This window comes from Pseudomonas sp. No.21 (assembly GCF_054558415.1).
Map to the genome: position 1 here is coordinate 119,834 of NZ_BAAJNO010000007.1, position 15,213 is coordinate 135,046.

A 15,213-nucleotide genomic window follows, 5' to 3' on the forward strand; every position below is an offset into this window, starting at 1 on the left:
AGCTGCAAGCGGTACGCCCGCTTGCGGCTTATGGCTTGGAGCTTGCCGCTCCAAATTAATTGAGCTGTTCGACGCGGATGCGGACCACGCTGCCGGCCACGTCGTCGAGGGCTTCCAGTGCGGCGATGGCGTCGTTAACGCGCGCTTCGACGACCCGGTGGGTAACCAGGATCATCGGCACCAGTCCGTCCTGCTCTTCGACTTCCTTCTGCATGATGGATTCGATGTTGATGCCGCGCTCGGACAGGATGGTGGCCACCTGGGCCAGTACGCCCGGGTGGTCCTTGGCCTGGATGCGCAGGTAGTAGGCGCTCTCGCAGGCGTCGATCGGGAGGATCGGGTGGTCGGACAGCGAATCCGGCTGGAAGGCCAGGTGCGGTACGTGGTTCTCCGGGTCGGCGGTCAGCGCGCGGACCACGTCCACCACGTCGGCGACCACGGCGGAGGCGGTGGGCTCCATGCCGGCGCCGGGGCCGTAGTAGAGGGTGCTGCCGGCAGCGTCGCCGTTGACCATCACGGCGTTCATCACGCCGTTGACGTTGGCGATCAGGCGGTCGGCCGGGATCAGGGTCGGGTGCACGCGCAGCTCGATGCCCTTGTCGGTACGGCGGGCCACGCCCAGGTGCTTGATGCGGTAGCCCAGGGCCTCGGCGTAGTTGACGTCGGCGCTGGTGAGTTTGGAGATGCCTTCGGTGTAGGCCTTGTCGAACTGCAGCGGGATGCCGAAGGCGATGGAGGCGAGGATGGTCAGCTTGTGGGCGGCATCGATGCCTTCGACGTCGAAGGTCGGGTCGGCTTCGGCGTAGCCCAGCGCTTGCGCTTCCTTGAGCACGTCGTCGAAGGCGCGGCCTTTCTCGCGCATCTCGGTGAGGATGAAGTTGCCGGTGCCGTTGATGATGCCGGCCAGCCAGTTGATGCGGTTGGCCGAGAGCCCTTCGCGGATCGCCTTGATCACCGGGATGCCACCGGCGACGGCGGCCTCGAAGGCGACGATGACGCCCTTCTCGCGCGCCTTGGCGAAGATCTCGTTGCCATGCACGGCGATCAGCGCCTTGTTGGCGGTGACCACGTGCTTGCCATTCTCGATGGCCTTGAGCACGAGGTCGCGGGCCAGGGTGTAGCCACCGATCAGTTCGATGACGATGTCGATTTCCGGGTTGTCGACCAGCTCGAAGATGTCTGCGGTGATGGGGGTGGTACCGGTTTCACACTTCGGATTGGGGCGACGGGCGGCAATCTGGGCAACCTCGATTCCACGCCCGGCACGGCGGGCGATCTCCTCGGCGTTGCGTTTGAGTACGTTGAAGGTGCCGCCACCGACGGTCCCCAGGCCACAGATGCCTACTTTTACCGGCTTCACGCTGAACTCCCCATCTTCACTGCGAAAAACGGCCGGGCATGGTCCCGGCCGTGGAAAAGAGCCGCACTTTACGAAGCGGCTGATTTTTGGTCAATCGATGTGATGCGCGCCGGGAGCCCGTGTTACTTGGCTTCCAGGGCGATCTTGGCCAGCTGCGGAGCCGGTTGGTAGCCCGGGATCATCTGGCCGTTGCCGAGGACGATGGCCGGCGTGCCGTTGACGCCGATCATCTGGCCCAGCTCGAACTGCTTGGCCACCGGGTTGTTGCAGGTGGCGGCAGGGAGTTCCTCGCGGGACTTGGCCTTGTTCATCGCGGCCTGGCGGTCCTTGCTGCACCAGACGCTGACCAGGCTGTTGTAGCCGTGGCTGCCGATGCCCTGGCGCGGGAAGGCGACATAGCGCACCTCGATGCCGCGGCGGTTGAGCTCGGGCACTTCGCTGTGCAGTTTCTGGCAGTAGCCGCAATCGGTGTCGGTGAACACGGTGATGTGCGCCTTGGCCGGCTCCTTGGGCGCGAAGACCACCATCTCGCTCTCGGGGATGGCGTTGATCTCCTTGGCGATGGAGCGGCTTTCGGACTGCTCGGTGAGGTTCACCGGCTTGCCGTCCTTCACGTGGTAGAGGTAGCCCTGCATCAGGTACTGGCCGTCGGCGCTGGTGTAGAGCATGCGACCGCCCTTGAGTTGCACCTGGTAGATGCCGCTCATGGGGCTTTCACCGATGGATTCGATGGGCAGGCCCAGTTCGAGGCCGTCGAGGGTCTTGCGGATGGCCTGGTCCGGATCGTCGGCAAGGCTGAAGGTGCTGACCAGGCCAAGGGCCATGGCTGCGAAAAGTCGGGTCACGCGCATGGTTACTCCTGTGGAGCGGCGACATTCGGGCGGATGCCGAAGATTATCACACAAGCCCCGCGCCACCGCGCCAGAGAGCCGAACGGAGGTACGGCGGGGATATCCGGTGCGCGCAGGGGCCAATCGAGCGGCATGCGCGGCTCAGCCTCGAGGATGGTGCCGGGCGTGCAGGTCCTTGAGCCGCGCCTGGGCGATGTGGGTGTAGATCTGCGTGGTGGACAGGTCGGTGTGCCCCAGCAGCATCTGCACCACGCGCAGGTCGGCGCCGTGATTGAGCAGGTGGGTGGCGAAGGCGTGGCGCAGGGTGTGGGGCGACAGCGACTTGGCGATGCCGGCGACCTTGGCCTGGTGCTTGATGCGGTACCAGAAGGTCTGCCGGGTCATCTGCTCGCCGCGCTGGCTGGGGAAGAGCACGTCGCTGGGCTTGCCGTCGAGCAGGAAGGGCCGCGACTCGCGGACGTAGCGCTCGATCCAGGCGATGGCTTCCTCGCCCAGCGGCACCAGGCGTTCCTTGCTGCCCTTGCCGAAGACCCTGACCACGCCCTGGCGCAGGTTGACCTGTTCCAGGGTCAGCCCCACCAGTTCGCTGACCCGCAGCCCGCACGCGTAGAGGACTTCGAGCATGGCGCGGTCGCGCAGGCCGATGGGGTCGTCCAGCTCCGGGGCCTCCAGCAGCGCTTCGACATCGGCCTCGGACAGCGACTTGGGCAGCGGCCGCCCGAGCAGCGGCAGGTCCACCTGCAGGGTCGGGTCCTCGGCGATCAGGCCCTCGGCCAGGAGAAAACGGTAGAAGCCACGCGCACCGGAGAGGAAGCGCGCAGTGGAGCGCGCCTTGTAGCCCTGTTCGAGGCGCCAGGCCAGGTGGTCGAGGATCAGGTCGCGACCGGCGTGCTGCAGGCTCGCTCCGCGCTCCACCGCCCAGGCGTTGAAGTGCGCCAGGTCGCTTCGGTAGGCGGATCGGGTGTGGGGCGAGAGGCCTTTTTCCAGCCACAGGGCATCGAGAAAACGGTCGATCAGGGGGTGGTCGAGGGCAGGCATGGCGGAACGCTGACGGGATGAACGGCGTCTAGTCTTCCACAAGCGTCCCGCCCTTCACCAGCGACAAGGAGTCCTGATGGACGAAACCGCGATTCTCCTCGCCCTCGGCGGCATGGGCCTGGCCGCCCTCGGCAGCCAGTGGCTGGCGTGGCGCCTGCGCCTGCCGGCCATCCTCTTCCTGCTGCTCTCGGGCATTCTCGCCGGGCCGGTGCTGGGGGTGCTGGACCCGCAGGCACTGTTCGGCCCGCTGCTGTTCCCCCTCACCTCCCTGGCGGTGGCGCTGATCCTCTTCGAGGGCAGCCTGACGCTGCACCACTCCGAGTGGAAGGAAATCGGCACCGTGGTACGCCGCATGGTCACCCTGGGTGCGCTGGTGACCTGGGCGGTGATCGCGCTGGCAACGCACCTGCTGCTGGGCTTCGCCTGGGACCTGGCGCTGCTGTTCGGCTCGCTGACGCTGGTCACCGGGCCGACGGTGATCGTGCCGATGCTCCGCGTGGTGCGCCCGCGCAGCTCCATCGCCAACATCCTGCGCTGGGAAGGCATCGTCATCGACCCCATCGGTGCACTGCTGGCGGTGGTGGTGTTCAGCTTCATCGTCAGCCGCGACCAGGGCGGCTGGAGCCAGAGCCTGGCGACCTTCGCCAGCGTGATCGCCTGCGGCAGCCTGCTCGGTGCATTCGGTGGCTGGGCCTTCGGTACGGTGCTGCGGCGCCACTGGCTGCCCGAGTACCTGCAGAACCTGGCGGCCCTGGCCGCGGTGCTGGGCGTGTTCATCGGCGCCAACCTGCTGGTGCACGAATCCGGCCTGCTGGCGGTGACGGTGATGGGCATGGGCCTGGCCAACATGCGCGGGGTGGATATCAAGCCGATCCTGCACTTCAAGGAGAACCTCAGCGTGCTGCTGATCTCCGGGCTGTTCATCCTCCTCGCCGCGCGCCTCGACCTGGCGGCGCTGATCGCCCTGGGGCCGGCGACGCTGGTGCTGCTGGCGGTGATCCAGTTCATCGCGCGGCCACTGAACGTGGCGCTCTGCACCCTCGGCTCGCCCCTGGGCTGGCGCGAGCGTGCGTTGCTGGCCTGGATCGCACCACGGGGCATCGTCGCCGCAGCGGTGTCGGCGATCTTCGCCCTGCGCCTGCAGCAGCATGGCAATGACCAGGCGCACCTGCTGGTGCCGCTGACCTTCCTGGTGATCATCGGCACCGTGGTGCTGCAGAGCGCCACGGCCCGCCCGCTGGCGCGCCTGCTGAAGGTCGCGGACCCGGCCCCGGCGGGCTTCCTCATCATCGGTGCCAACCCGGTGGCGCGGGCGATCGGCAAGGCGCTGCAGCAACTGGGCAGCCGCGTGCTGCTCACCGATTCCAGCTGGGAAAACATCCGCGCCGCGCGCATGGACAACCTGCCCACCTATTTCGGCAACCCCACCTCGCAGCACGCCGAGGCACACCTCGACCTGGTCGGGCTTGGCCACCTGCTGGCGCTCTCCCCTTCCAGCGAGATGAACGCCCTGGCCTGCATGCACTTCCGTCACGACTTCCCCGCCCTGCGCCGCTTCACCTTGCCCAGTGGCGCGGAGAGCCGACGCACCGACAAGCACCGGGCCAGCAAACAGGTGCGCGGGCGGGCGCTGGGCTCGCCGGCCCTGAGCTACCCGCAGTTCGCCAGCAAGCTCAGCCGGGGCGCGGAGATCCGCACGACCACCCTGACCACGAACTTCGACTGGGACGCCTACCGGGCCCTGAACGGTGACCAGGCGGTGCTGCTGTTGGCCCGTGACCCGCGCGGCTGGGTGCACCTGGCCAGCACGGAGGCGCCCCTGAAACCGGAGGCCGGCTGGAGCCTGGTGGCGCTGGTCGAGGAAGACGCCCAGACGCCTGCGAGGCACGGCGAGGAGGCTACGTCCTAGGCACATGGACAGGCGGTCATGTAAGCCTATCCTTTGTTTGGTGACAGCCTCTTCCTACGGGAGGATGATTTCACCTTGCCACCACTCCACCGGTCACCCCCATGTCGAATCAGCAGAAATCACGCCTTGGCCAGATCCTGGTCAACAAGGGACTGATCACCAGCCAGCAGCTGGACGCTGCCATCAAACTCCAGCTGACCAGCGACAAGCGTCTTGGCGAGGTGCTGATCGAACAGGGCCTGCTGAGCCGCCGGCAACTCGACCGGGCCTTGAAGAAACAGAGCAATCTGCGCCTGGCCGCGACCCTTGTGGCGGCGCTGATGAGCCCCTTCCAGATGGCCAGCGCCGACATCCAGCAGACGCCCAGCGCCATCAGCCAGCAGCACACGCCCAAGGGCCTGCGCCCGCTGAGCGACGCCGAGATGAGCGACGTCAGCGCCCAGGGCCTGGACGAGGTGCTGCAGGGCCTGTTCGTGCAGGCCGAAGGCGGGGATGGCATCGCCACGGTGAAGGCCTTGAGCCGCCTGGTGATGCCGGTGCTCGACAGCCTGGAAGCCGAAACCTCTATGAAGGACGTGGTCTACGACACCCGCCACATGCGCTCGACCGTCAACCCCGACGGCTCGATCAACGTGCGCCTGCCCAGCTCCATCGGCGAGCTGCGCTTCGACAATGTGCGGGTCGCCGGCGCGCCGCAGGGCCAGAGCTTCGGCAGCCTGACCCTGAGCAACATCGACCTCTCCCAGGCCTCGCTGAAGATCGCCCTGCGGCACTGATGGCCGGGCCCGCGACCCGGCTCGCAAGCACGGGCCGGGCCTGCACCGGGGTCAGGCGGCGGCTGACGCCACGTCCGGCAATACCGGTACCGGGCGCTTCTGGTCGTCGATGGCGACGAAGCTGAACACGCCGGTGATGGCTTTCTCGCGGCCGTTCTCGTACATGCTCTCGACGAACACCTCGACCTCCACCTTGAGGCTGGTGTTGCCCACCTTCACCACGCGCCCGACCAGTTCGACGATGGAGCCGGCGGGAATGGGGTGCTTGAAATCGATGCGATCAGTGGAAACCGTCACCAGCGGCAGGCGGCAGAAGCGCGTCGCGCAGATGAAGGACACCTCGTCCATCCACGCCAGCGCCGTGCCGCCGAACAGGGTGTTGTGGTGGTTGGTGGTCGGCGGGAACACCGCCTTGGTCACGCGGCTTTCGGACAAGGCTGTGCGCCGGGTGATTTCTTGCTCTCTCGGGGTCATGCCACTACTACCTGAATGAAACCCAATGTGGCTGCCACCCGTGCGGTGTCTGTTGTCGTTGTTGTGCGCGTTCGGACGGGCAGATCGGCTCCCGATGGCCGCGGTTGACGGCCATTTCGCGGGAAACGCCGTGGGGCGTGCCCCCGCGGCGGCGCGATTATTCCACAGCCCGCCCCACCCCGCAGCCTCACCTCTCGCACTCCACGCCAGGGCGAAAGCGCCTTTCGCGCCTCGCGCACCTCTCTTTTCCCGGCAAGGCAACGCCTCTGGATGCCGGTGACCCCAGAGCCCTGCCCATCGGCCTTCAGAGCATCTCTTGTAGGAACCATGCGCAACCACCTGGGGACATTTCCCAAGCAGCATTTGCGGTGGCTCCGGCGTGAGCGGAATGGGCTATTTTCCGCTGCCACCGCAGTTCGATCCGGCGGTTCCCGCAACCCCGCCCATGAAGGAAGCCCCATGCACAGAACGCGACTCGCCCGCACGCTGCCAGGCGTCCTTGTCGGCGTGCTCCTCGCCGGGCTGACAGCGAACCTCCCGGCCGAGGAACAGCTCCCCTTGCTCGGCCGACCCTTGCCCACTGACACCCAGGCGGAACTGGATCTCGAAGACTGGCGCTGGTTGCGGGACAAGCGCGAGCTGCGCCTGGGCATCGGCAACGATCTGCCGCCCTTCGACATCACCACCAGCGGGCGTGATTTCGAGGGCCTCACCGCCGATGTCGCCGGAGTCATCGCCGACAAGCTCGGCATCGGCATCAAGGTATTGCGCTACCCCAGCCGGGAAGAGGCGTTACGGGCCCTGGAAGAGGGCCATGTCGACCTGCTCAGTGCCTCCAACTCGTTCGAGACGAACAACCGCCAGTTGCTGCTCAGCGACACCTACGCGCCCGACCAGCCGGTGCTGGTCAGCCGTGACGACGAGCGCCGGCCGCTATCACCGGGGCTGGCAGGCATGCACCTGGTGATGTCTGCCGACTACCAGCCGGTGGAGCGGATTCGCACTCACTATCCGCTGGCGCGGGTCAGCACCGCGGTCGATCCCCGCTCCGCCCTGCGCGCGGTGGCCCTGGGCCGCGCCGACCTCTACCTGGGCGACCTGGTGGTGGCCAACTACCTGCTCAACCAGAGCCAGGCCGGGCCCCTGCGGCTCGCCGGCTACAGCAAGATGCCCAGCGGCGGGTTCGGCTTCGCCATGCGCAATGACCAGCCGGAACTGCGCAAGGTGGTGAATGCCGCACTGGCCAGCATTCCACCGGAACGCCAGAGCGAGCTGCTCAAGCGCTGGAGCGGCGGCAACGGCCCGCTGCTGTCGGACGCCAGCCTGGTGTTCACCCAGCAGGAGCAGCGCTGGCTGCTGCAGCATCCGGTGCTGCGCATCGCCACCTACGGCAACCTGTCGCCCGTGAGCTTCTTCGACAGCGATGGCAACTACCACGGCATCACCGCCGACGTGCTGGACCAGGTGCGCATGCGCACCGGGCTGCGCTTCGAGATCATCCGCACCAGCAGCCAGAAGGAGATGATCGAGAAGCTGAAGTCCGGCGAGGCCGACCTGATTGGCGCGCTGAACCCGGCGATCGAGAACGTGCAGGGGCTGGCCTTCACCCGTCCGTACATGAACGCAGGGCTGGTCATCGTTAGCCGCCGCGACAACGCCGATTCGGCGGAACTGGAATCACTGGACGGCAAGCGCATCGCAACGCCCCGCGACCCGCGACTGCACCAATGGCTGCACCAAAACTACCCCCGCGCCGTACCCGTGGAGCTGGACTCGATGCATGAGGCGCTGACGCTCACGGCCGATGGCAACGTCGATGCCAGCATCATCCCCGGCACCGTGGCCGAGCACCTGGTGCAGCGCTTCTTCGACGAGCAGCTGTGGATATCCGACGTGGTGCCGCAGTTGCTCGAAGCCACAGCCTTCGCACTCAGGCGCGGCGACCTGGAACTGCTGTCGGTACTGGACAAGACCCTGATCAACATCCCGCCGGACGAACTGGGGGTACTGGTCAACCAACGCTGGCGCTCCACGGTGGAGGTGGCCAGGCCGACCTGGCGCGACTACGAGCGGCTCATCTATCAGGTGGGGGGCGTGGTCGGGCTGCTGCTCAGTGTGTCGCTGGTCTGGAACATCTACCTGCGCCGTCAGATGCAGCTGAGGGCGGCCGCCGAGCATGCGCTGAATGATCAGCTGCAGCTGATGGAGACGCTGATCAACGGCACCCCGCACCCCATCTATGTGCGCGATCGCGACAACCGCCTGCTGCTGTGCAACGACAACTACCTGGCAGCGCTCTCCATCGACCGCGAACAGGCGATCGGGGCGCTGCCGCTGGAGGGCATCTTCGACGACGACGGTTGCACCCCGAATCTGCTGGAGGACTACCGCCGCGTGATGGAGAGCGGAGAAAGCCTGCAAGCCGACCGCCGGCTGAATCATCCGGACGGGCCTTTCAGCATCTTTCACTGGATCGAACCCTTCCGCGACTCCCGCGGCATCATCCGCGGCGTTGTCGCCGGCTGGATCGACATCACCGAGCGCCTGCGCCTGGTGGCCGACCTGCAGGAGGCGAAGGAACGAGCCGATGAGGCCAGCCGCGCCAAGAGCACGTTCCTGGCAACCATGAGCCATGAGATCCGCACGCCGATGAACGCAGTGATCGGCATGCTCGAACTGACCCTTCAGCGCGCCGACCAGGGGCAGCTGGACCGCCCGGCCATCGAGATCGCCCATGACTCGGCCAATGGCCTGCTGGAGCTGATCGGCAACATCCTCGACATCGCCCGCATCGAGTCCGGTCGCCTGACCCTCAGCCCGGTTCGCTGCAACCTGCGCGAACAGGTGGAGAGCGTGGTGCGCGTATTCGACGGCCTGGCTCGGCAGAAGAGCCTCTCCCTGGAGCTGGAGTTCGACCCGAGGGCCGGCGTCGAGGTGCTGCTGGACCCGGTGCGCTTCAAGCAGGTGCTCTCCAACCTGGTCAGCAATGCCATCAAGTTCACCGAGCGCGGCCGGGTGAGCCTGCGGATATCCGGGCAGCCCTGCCAGGACAAACGCCTGGAGCTGATCGTGCAGGTGGAAGACAGCGGCCCGGGCATCGAGCCGGAAGACCTGGCCCAGCTGTTCCAGCCCTTCAGCCAGGGGCGCCACCAGGGCACCAATACCCTGGGTGGAACCGGTCTGGGGCTGGTCATCAGCCGGACCCTCTGCGAAATGATGGGTGGCAGCATCGACATGTCCAGCCAACCCGGCAGGGGCACCTGCGTGACGGTGCGACTGACCCTGCAAGTGCTCGACCCCCTGCCCCGCACCGAAACGCCATCGGTTGCACCGATCACCGCGCCCGAACGGCGCCTCGACATCCTGGTGGTGGACGATCACCCGGCCAACCGCGAGTTGCTCAAGCAGCAACTGCTCTTCCTCGGCCACCGGGTCTGCGATGCCCAGAACGGCGCCGGCGGGCTGGAGCTCTGGCAACGACAGCGCTTCGACCTGGTGATCAGCGATTGCAACATGCCGGTCATGAACGGCTACGACCTGGCCCGTGCGGTGCGCCAGCAGGAGCGACGCGACGCACTGCCACCCTGCCGCTTCATCGGCTACACCGCCAACGCACAGAACGAGGAACACGAGCGATGCCGCCAGGCAGGCATGGATGCCTGCCTGTTCAAGCCCATCAGCCTGGCGGAGCTGGCCGCCCTGCTGGCCGGCATAGCGCCGCAGGCCAAGGGCCCCGAACCCATGCCCATTTCCTGCGACCTGCGGGAATTCGAGTACCTGGCCGGCCGCGACCCGGCCCTGCGCACGCGCCTGCTGGACACGCTGCTGCGCAGCAACCAGAGCGACCTGGCGTTGATGCGGGACTTCATCGATCAAGGCGACAGGCCGGCGATCGCGGAGGTGGCGCACAAGATCAAGGGCGCCGCGAAGATCGTCCAGGCACGCCCCCTTATTAGCCATTGCGAGGCGCTGGAAGCCTTGTGCGAAAACCATGCGAGCGATGACGCGCTGGCAGCGCAGTTCACCGAGCTGCAATTCGAACTGGAACGCCTGGAATGCTGCCTGGCGGAAATCATGGACAACGCTTGAGCCCCGAACCACAACCCTGGGCACGTCGCGTGCGTGACTGGGCGCGGGCGCGAGTGGCGTGCCATCCGCCCTGGCCACACCAGAGGGCTCGACGGGCGAGCCGACTTTCCCGCGCCCAATAAAAAACCCGCCGCGGTTTCCCGGGGCGGGCTTCTGAGGGAAGCGGTACTTAGACCAGCTTCTCCTTGATGCGAGCTGCCTTGCCGGACAGGTCGCGGAGGTAGTACAGCTTGGCCTTGCGCACGTCACCGCGGCGCTTGACGCTCAGGCTGTCGACCAGCGGGGAGTAGGTCTGGAAAGTACGCTCTACGCCTACGCCGTTGGAGATCTTGCGCACGGTGAAAGCACTGTTCAGGCCGCGGTTGCGCTTGGCGATGACAACACCTTCGAAGGCCTGCAGACGCTGACGGTCGCCTTCCTTCACTTTCACTTGCACGATCACGGTGTCGCCGGGGGCGAAAGCCGGGATCTCTTTGTTCATTTGTTCAGCTTCGAGTTGCTGAATGATCTTGTTGGTCATCGCTGCGCTCCTAAGACAAGCCGCCGGCCTGCCATCGATACGTTAACTATCGTCCCGCTGACGGATGTATTCCGCCAACAGCTTCTTCTCTTCTCCAGAAAGCGAGCGGCTATCCAGAAGATCGGCTCGACGTTCCCAGGTCCGACCAAGGGACTGCTGCAAACGCCAACGCCGGATGTGTTCGTGGTTGCCGCTAAGCAACACATCGGGAACACGTTTGTCCGCATACACCTCAGGTCGGGTGTAGTGCGGGCAATCGAGGAGACCGTCCGTGAAGGAGTCTTCCTCTGCGGAATCCGCATGGCCCAGCGCGCCGGGCAACAACCGCGTCACCGCGTCGATCAGCACCATTGCCGGCAGCTCACCGCCGGACAATACGTAGTCGCCGATCGACCATTCCTCGTCGACGTGCTCTTCGATGAAGCGCTCGTCGATACCTTCGTAGCGACCGGCAATCAGAATCATGGATTCCGACTGGACCAGTTCGCGCACGGCCTCCTGCTTGAGCTGGCGACCCTGCGGCGAAAGGTAGATCACCTTCGCCTGCTCCCCAGCCGATGCCTTGGCAGCTGCCAGGGCCCGCTCGAGGGGCTGTATCTTCATCACCATCCCCGGGCCACCGCCGAAGGGCCGGTCGTCCACCGTCTGGTGGCGGTCCTCGGTGAAGGTCCGCGGGTTCCAGCAGGTCAGCTTGAGCAGACCCTGCTTTACCGCTCGGCTGGTGATGCCGTATTCGCTGATGGCGGCGAACATCTCCGGAAAGATGCTGATGACCTCGACCTGCATGCTTTTCATGTCATGCAGCTCAGAAGTCAGCGTCCCAGTCCACCCGCATCTCGCCTGTTTCCAGGTCGATCGCCAGCACGCATTGCTCCGTATAGGGCAACAGGCGCTCACGGTCATCGAGGCTGCCGGTGCAGGGCTTGACCACCATCACGTCGTTGGCGCCGGTCTCCAGCAGATGATCGACCTTGCCGAGCAGTTGCCCTTGCTGGTCGATGACCTTGAGACCTTCCAACTGATGCCAGTAGTACTCGTCATCGCTGAGTTCCGGCAGCTCGCTGCGGGGCACGCAAATGTCGAAGCCCGCGTAAGTACGAGCGACTTCGCGATCATCGAGACCCTTCAGCTTTGCCACCAGGACCTTGCCATGCAAGCGTCCACTGGCCAATTCGACCTGCTTTACCTCGTTGTCACGCCTGAGCGTCCAACGACGGTAATCGAGCACGTTATCCAGCGGGTCGGTAAAGGAATACACCTTCACCTCGCCACGTACGCCATGCACCGAGAAAATCTTGCCGAGAACGATAAGATCCTCGGCCTGTGCCGGCGTCGTGCTCATAAAGTTGCTTAGGCAGCAGCCTTGGCAGCTTCCTTCAGCAGCTGAGCAACGCGCTCAGACGGCTGGGCGCCCTGGCTCAGCCAGTAGGTGGCGCGCTCCTGGTTCACGGAGAGCTTCACTTCAGCACCCGTGGCGATCGGGTTGAAGAAGCCGATACGCTCTACGAAGCGACCGTCGCGCGCATTGCGGCTGTTGGTCACGGTCAGGTGGTAGAAGGGGCGCTTCTTGGAGCCGCCACGAGCAAGACGGATGGTTACCATTGAACTTCGTTCCTATAGTCGGTGCTTTTCAAGCTGTGCACACACATGGGCCATGGGCCCGAAAGGCCGCATATTCTAAGGATTATCCGGCCGATTGCAAATCTCTTTTGCGAGCCACCTGTCGGTGGCCGCTGCAAGCCACGGGTTTCAGGCCATCAGGCGCTCAAGAGCCACCCGCCGGCCATCGCCCGAAGCTCCTCTCCATCACATCTTCGGCATGCCGCCGCCGGGGAACATGCCACCCATGCCGCGCATCATCTTGGCCATGCCGCCCTTGGCGGTGACCTTCTTCATCATCTTCTGCATCTGCTTGTGCTGCTTGATCAGGCGGCCGACATCCTGCACCTGGGTGCCGGAGCCGAGCGCGATGCGGCGCTTGCGCGAGCCACTGATGACTTCCGGGTCGCGGCGCTCGGCGGGGGTCATCGAGTTGATGATGGCCTCCATCTGCTTGAACTGCTTCTCCGCTGCGCCCTGGGCGTTGCCCATCTGCGCCAGGTTGACGCCACCGAGCATCGGCAGCTTGTCCATGAGGCCGCCCAGGCCGCCCATGTTCTTCATCTGCTGCAGCTGGTCGCGGAAGTCCTCGAGGTCGAAGCCCTTGCCCTTCTTGATCTTCTTCGCGAGCTTCTCGGCCTTGTCGCGATCCATGTTCTGCTCGGCCTGCTCGATCAGGCTGAGCACGTCACCCATGCCGAGGATGCGCGAGGCGATGCGGTCCGGATGGAAGGGATCGAGCGCTTCGCTCTTCTCGCCCATGCCGAGGAACTTGATCGGCTTGCCGGTGATGGCGCGCACCGACAGCGCGGCACCGCCACGGGCGTCACCGTCGACCTTGGTCAGCACGACGCCGGTCAGCGGCAGTGCCTCGCCGAAGGCCTTGGCGGTGTTGGCGGCATCCTGGCCGGTCATGGCGTCGACCACGAACAGCGTCTCGACGGGCTTGATCGCGGCATGCAGTGCCTGGATCTCGGCCATCATCTCGCCGTCGATGTGCAGGCGACCGGCGGTGTCCACCAGCACCACGTCGATGAACTTCAGCTTCGCCTCGCGGATCGCCGCCTCGGCGATGTCCACCGGCTTCTGGCTGATGTCGGAGGGGAAGAAGGTGACGCCGATATCGGCGGCCAGGGTTTCCAGCTGCTTGATCGCCGCGGGACGGTAGACGTCGGCCGAGACCACCAGCACGGATTTCTTCTTGCGCTCCTTGAGGAAGCGCGCCAGCTTGCCGACGGTGGTGGTCTTGCCCGCGCCCTGCAGGCCGGCCATGAGCACGACGGCAGGCGGCGCGGCGGCCAGGGACAGGTCCTCGTTGGCCGCGCCCATCAGCTCGATCAGCTCGGCCTGGACGATCTTCACGAAAGCCTGGCCCGGCGTCAGGCTCTTCGACACCTCGGTGCCGACGGCGCGCTCCTTGACCTTGTTGACGAAGTCCTTGACCACCGGCAGGGCGACGTCGGCCTCGAGCAGGGCCATGCGGACTTCGCGCAGGGTGTCCTTGATGTTGTCCTCGGTCAGCTTGGCCTTGCCGGTGACATGGCGCAGCGTCTGTGAGAGGCGGTCTGTAAGATTTTCGAACATGCACGTTCCTTTCGGGTTCGTCCGAACCGAGGGTGAGCTTGCGGCAAGCGGCGGATTATAGCGAAGTGCGGGCGGCGCCGACACCGCCTGCGGTCTTTCGTGAGCGCCCCCATCTGTGCCACACTCAGCGCCTTTCGGGCTTGCCTTACAAGGACTTATGCACCCTCTGCTGCCCAGCCTCCTGGCTGCCTTCCTTTACGCGGGCGCCACCACCTACCAGGGCCTGCGCCTTCGCCAGCGCACCGCGCCGGACAAACGCCTGCTCGTGTCGCTCGGTGCCCTGGCACTCGTCGCCCATGCGTTCAGCCTTTATATCCAGCTGATCACCCCGGTGGGCCTGACCCTCGACTTCTTCAACGCCGCCAGCCTGATCGCCGCCGCCGTGATCCTCCTCACGTTGCTGGCGATCTCGCGGATTCCGGTGGAGAACCTGCTCCTGCTGCTCCTGCCACTGGGGCTGCTGACGGTGCTCCTGGCCGCCTTCGCCCCCTCCGGGACGGTGCAGGCGATCGACGAGGAACCGGGCATCCTGGCGCACATCCTCTTGTCGATCCTGGCCTACGGCATGCTCACCATCGCCGTGTTCCAGTCGCTGCTGCTGCTGCTCCAGGACCACCAGCTCAAGCACAAGCACCCCTCCGGGCTGATCCGCAACTTCCCGGCGCTGCAGACCATGGAGAGCCTGCTGTTCGGCTTCCTCTGGGCCGGCTGGGCCCTGCTGTCGCTGTCGCTGGTCTCCGGCTGGCTGTTCGTCGAGAACCTGTTCGCCCAGCACCTGGCCCACAAGACCATCCTGTCGTGCATCGCCTGGGTGGTATTCGCCGTGCTGCTGTGGGGCCGCCACCAGCTGGGCTGGCGCGGACACAAGGCCATCCGCTGGACCCTGGCGGGCTTCTGCCTGCTGATGCTCGCCTACTTCGGCAGCAAGCTGGTCCGCGAATTCATCCTGCACATCTGAGATGCCCATCGACGGATTCTTCGCCGGCCTGCTGTTCGGGCTTCTGCTCGCCTGC

At 65.7% G+C, this 15,213-nt stretch carries 13 protein-coding genes; 4 read left to right on the plus strand and 9 right to left on the minus strand.

Annotation, left to right across the window (positions count from 1 at the left end):
* Positions 1–55: 55 nt before the first annotated feature.
* The 3 genes from ACYJSS_RS15840 to xerD form a co-directional block, all read right to left on the minus strand.
* Positions 56–1,360: a homoserine dehydrogenase gene (locus ACYJSS_RS15840; RefSeq protein ID WP_111263578.1), complete on the minus strand. Its 1,305-nt coding sequence runs from the start codon at positions 1,358–1,360 to the stop codon at positions 56–58.
* 122 nt (positions 1,361–1,482) lie between these two features.
* A complete protein-coding gene (locus tag ACYJSS_RS15845; protein WP_111263577.1) occupies positions 1,483–2,211 on the minus strand; it encodes a thioredoxin fold domain-containing protein in 729 nt (242 codons plus the stop codon).
* Positions 2,212–2,352: 141 nt separating this feature from the next.
* Entirely contained in the window at positions 2,353–3,249 is an 897-nt protein-coding gene (gene xerD / locus ACYJSS_RS15850; protein WP_111263576.1) for a site-specific tyrosine recombinase XerD, read from the minus strand.
* 76 nt (positions 3,250–3,325) lie between these two features.
* On the opposite strand from xerD, the gene ACYJSS_RS15855 reads away from it, so the two are divergent.
* On the plus strand, positions 3,326–5,158 hold the full coding sequence (locus ACYJSS_RS15855) for a cation:proton antiporter (RefSeq protein WP_236205467.1): 1,833 nt from the start codon (positions 3,326–3,328) through the stop codon (positions 5,156–5,158).
* Positions 5,159–5,259: 101 nt separating this feature from the next.
* Positions 5,260–5,934 carry a hypothetical protein gene (locus ACYJSS_RS15860; RefSeq protein WP_111263574.1) on the plus strand — a complete coding sequence of 225 codons (675 nt, stop codon included), beginning with the start codon at positions 5,260–5,262 and terminating at the stop codon, positions 5,932–5,934.
* Between the two features lie 51 nt (positions 5,935–5,985).
* Here the strand turns inward: ACYJSS_RS15860 and ACYJSS_RS15865 are convergent, their stop codons facing one another.
* On the minus strand, positions 5,986–6,408 hold the full coding sequence (locus ACYJSS_RS15865) for an acyl-CoA thioesterase (protein ID WP_236205466.1): 423 nt from the start codon (positions 6,406–6,408) through the stop codon (positions 5,986–5,988).
* 459 nt (positions 6,409–6,867) lie between these two features.
* Here ACYJSS_RS15865 and ACYJSS_RS15870 point away from each other — a divergent pair, with 459 nt between their 5' ends.
* Entirely contained in the window at positions 6,868–10,497 is a 3,630-nt protein-coding gene (locus ACYJSS_RS15870) for a transporter substrate-binding domain-containing protein (protein ID WP_236205465.1), read from the plus strand.
* Between the two features lie 169 nt (positions 10,498–10,666).
* Here ACYJSS_RS15870 and rplS read toward each other — a convergent pair whose 3' ends face one another.
* From rplS to ffh, 5 genes are all read right to left on the minus strand, one after another.
* A complete protein-coding gene (rplS, locus tag ACYJSS_RS15875; RefSeq protein WP_111263571.1) occupies positions 10,667–11,017 on the minus strand; it encodes a 50S ribosomal protein L19 in 351 nt (116 codons plus the stop codon).
* Between the two features lie 42 nt (positions 11,018–11,059).
* Complete coding sequence (gene trmD / locus ACYJSS_RS15880) at positions 11,060–11,812, minus strand: tRNA (guanosine(37)-N1)-methyltransferase TrmD (RefSeq protein WP_043240177.1); 753 nt, start codon at positions 11,810–11,812, stop codon at positions 11,060–11,062.
* Positions 11,813–11,822: 10 nt separating this feature from the next.
* Positions 11,823–12,359 (minus strand): ribosome maturation factor RimM, encoded by a 537-nt coding sequence (gene rimM, locus ACYJSS_RS15885; protein WP_111263570.1) that lies wholly within the window; start codon positions 12,357–12,359, stop codon positions 11,823–11,825.
* Positions 12,360–12,367: 8 nt separating this feature from the next.
* Positions 12,368–12,619, minus strand: coding sequence for a 30S ribosomal protein S16 (gene rpsP, locus ACYJSS_RS15890; protein WP_111263569.1), 252 nt, complete (start codon positions 12,617–12,619; stop codon positions 12,368–12,370).
* Between the two features lie 204 nt (positions 12,620–12,823).
* Complete coding sequence (gene ffh / locus ACYJSS_RS15895; protein ID WP_111263568.1) at positions 12,824–14,200, minus strand: signal recognition particle protein; 1,377 nt, start codon at positions 14,198–14,200, stop codon at positions 12,824–12,826.
* A gap of 157 nt (positions 14,201–14,357) precedes the next feature.
* Between ffh and ACYJSS_RS15900 the strand changes: the two genes are divergently transcribed.
* Entirely contained in the window at positions 14,358–15,158 is an 801-nt protein-coding gene (locus ACYJSS_RS15900) for a cytochrome C assembly family protein (protein ID WP_111263567.1), read from the plus strand.
* The last annotated feature ends 55 nt before the right edge of the window (positions 15,159–15,213 follow it).

Bases quoted from the DNA above. Each gene is read 5' to 3' on its own strand.
- ACYJSS_RS15845 (WP_111263577.1), bottom strand. From the start codon at position 2,211: ATGCGCGTGACCCGACTTTTCGCAGCCATGGCCCTTGGCCTGGTCAGC.
- xerD (WP_111263576.1), bottom strand. From the start codon at position 3,249: ATGCCTGCCCTCGACCACCCCCTGATCGACCGTTTTCTCGATGCCCTG.
- ACYJSS_RS15855 (WP_236205467.1), top strand. From the start codon at position 3,326: ATGGACGAAACCGCGATTCTCCTCGCCCTCGGCGGCATGGGCCTGGCC.
- ACYJSS_RS15860 (WP_111263574.1), top strand. From the start codon at position 5,260: ATGTCGAATCAGCAGAAATCACGCCTTGGCCAGATCCTGGTCAACAAG.
- ACYJSS_RS15865 (WP_236205466.1), bottom strand. From the start codon at position 6,408: ATGACCCCGAGAGAGCAAGAAATCACCCGGCGCACAGCCTTGTCCGAA.
- ACYJSS_RS15870 (WP_236205465.1), top strand. From the start codon at position 6,868: ATGCACAGAACGCGACTCGCCCGCACGCTGCCAGGCGTCCTTGTCGGC.
- rplS (WP_111263571.1), bottom strand. From the start codon at position 11,017: ATGACCAACAAGATCATTCAGCAACTCGAAGCTGAACAAATGAACAAA.
- trmD (WP_043240177.1), bottom strand. From the start codon at position 11,812: ATGAAAAGCATGCAGGTCGAGGTCATCAGCATCTTTCCGGAGATGTTC.
- rimM (WP_111263570.1), bottom strand. From the start codon at position 12,359: ATGAGCACGACGCCGGCACAGGCCGAGGATCTTATCGTTCTCGGCAAG.
- rpsP (WP_111263569.1), bottom strand. From the start codon at position 12,619: ATGGTAACCATCCGTCTTGCTCGTGGCGGCTCCAAGAAGCGCCCCTTC.
- ffh (WP_111263568.1), bottom strand. From the start codon at position 14,200: ATGTTCGAAAATCTTACAGACCGCCTCTCACAGACGCTGCGCCATGTC.
- ACYJSS_RS15900 (WP_111263567.1), top strand. From the start codon at position 14,358: ATGCACCCTCTGCTGCCCAGCCTCCTGGCTGCCTTCCTTTACGCGGGC.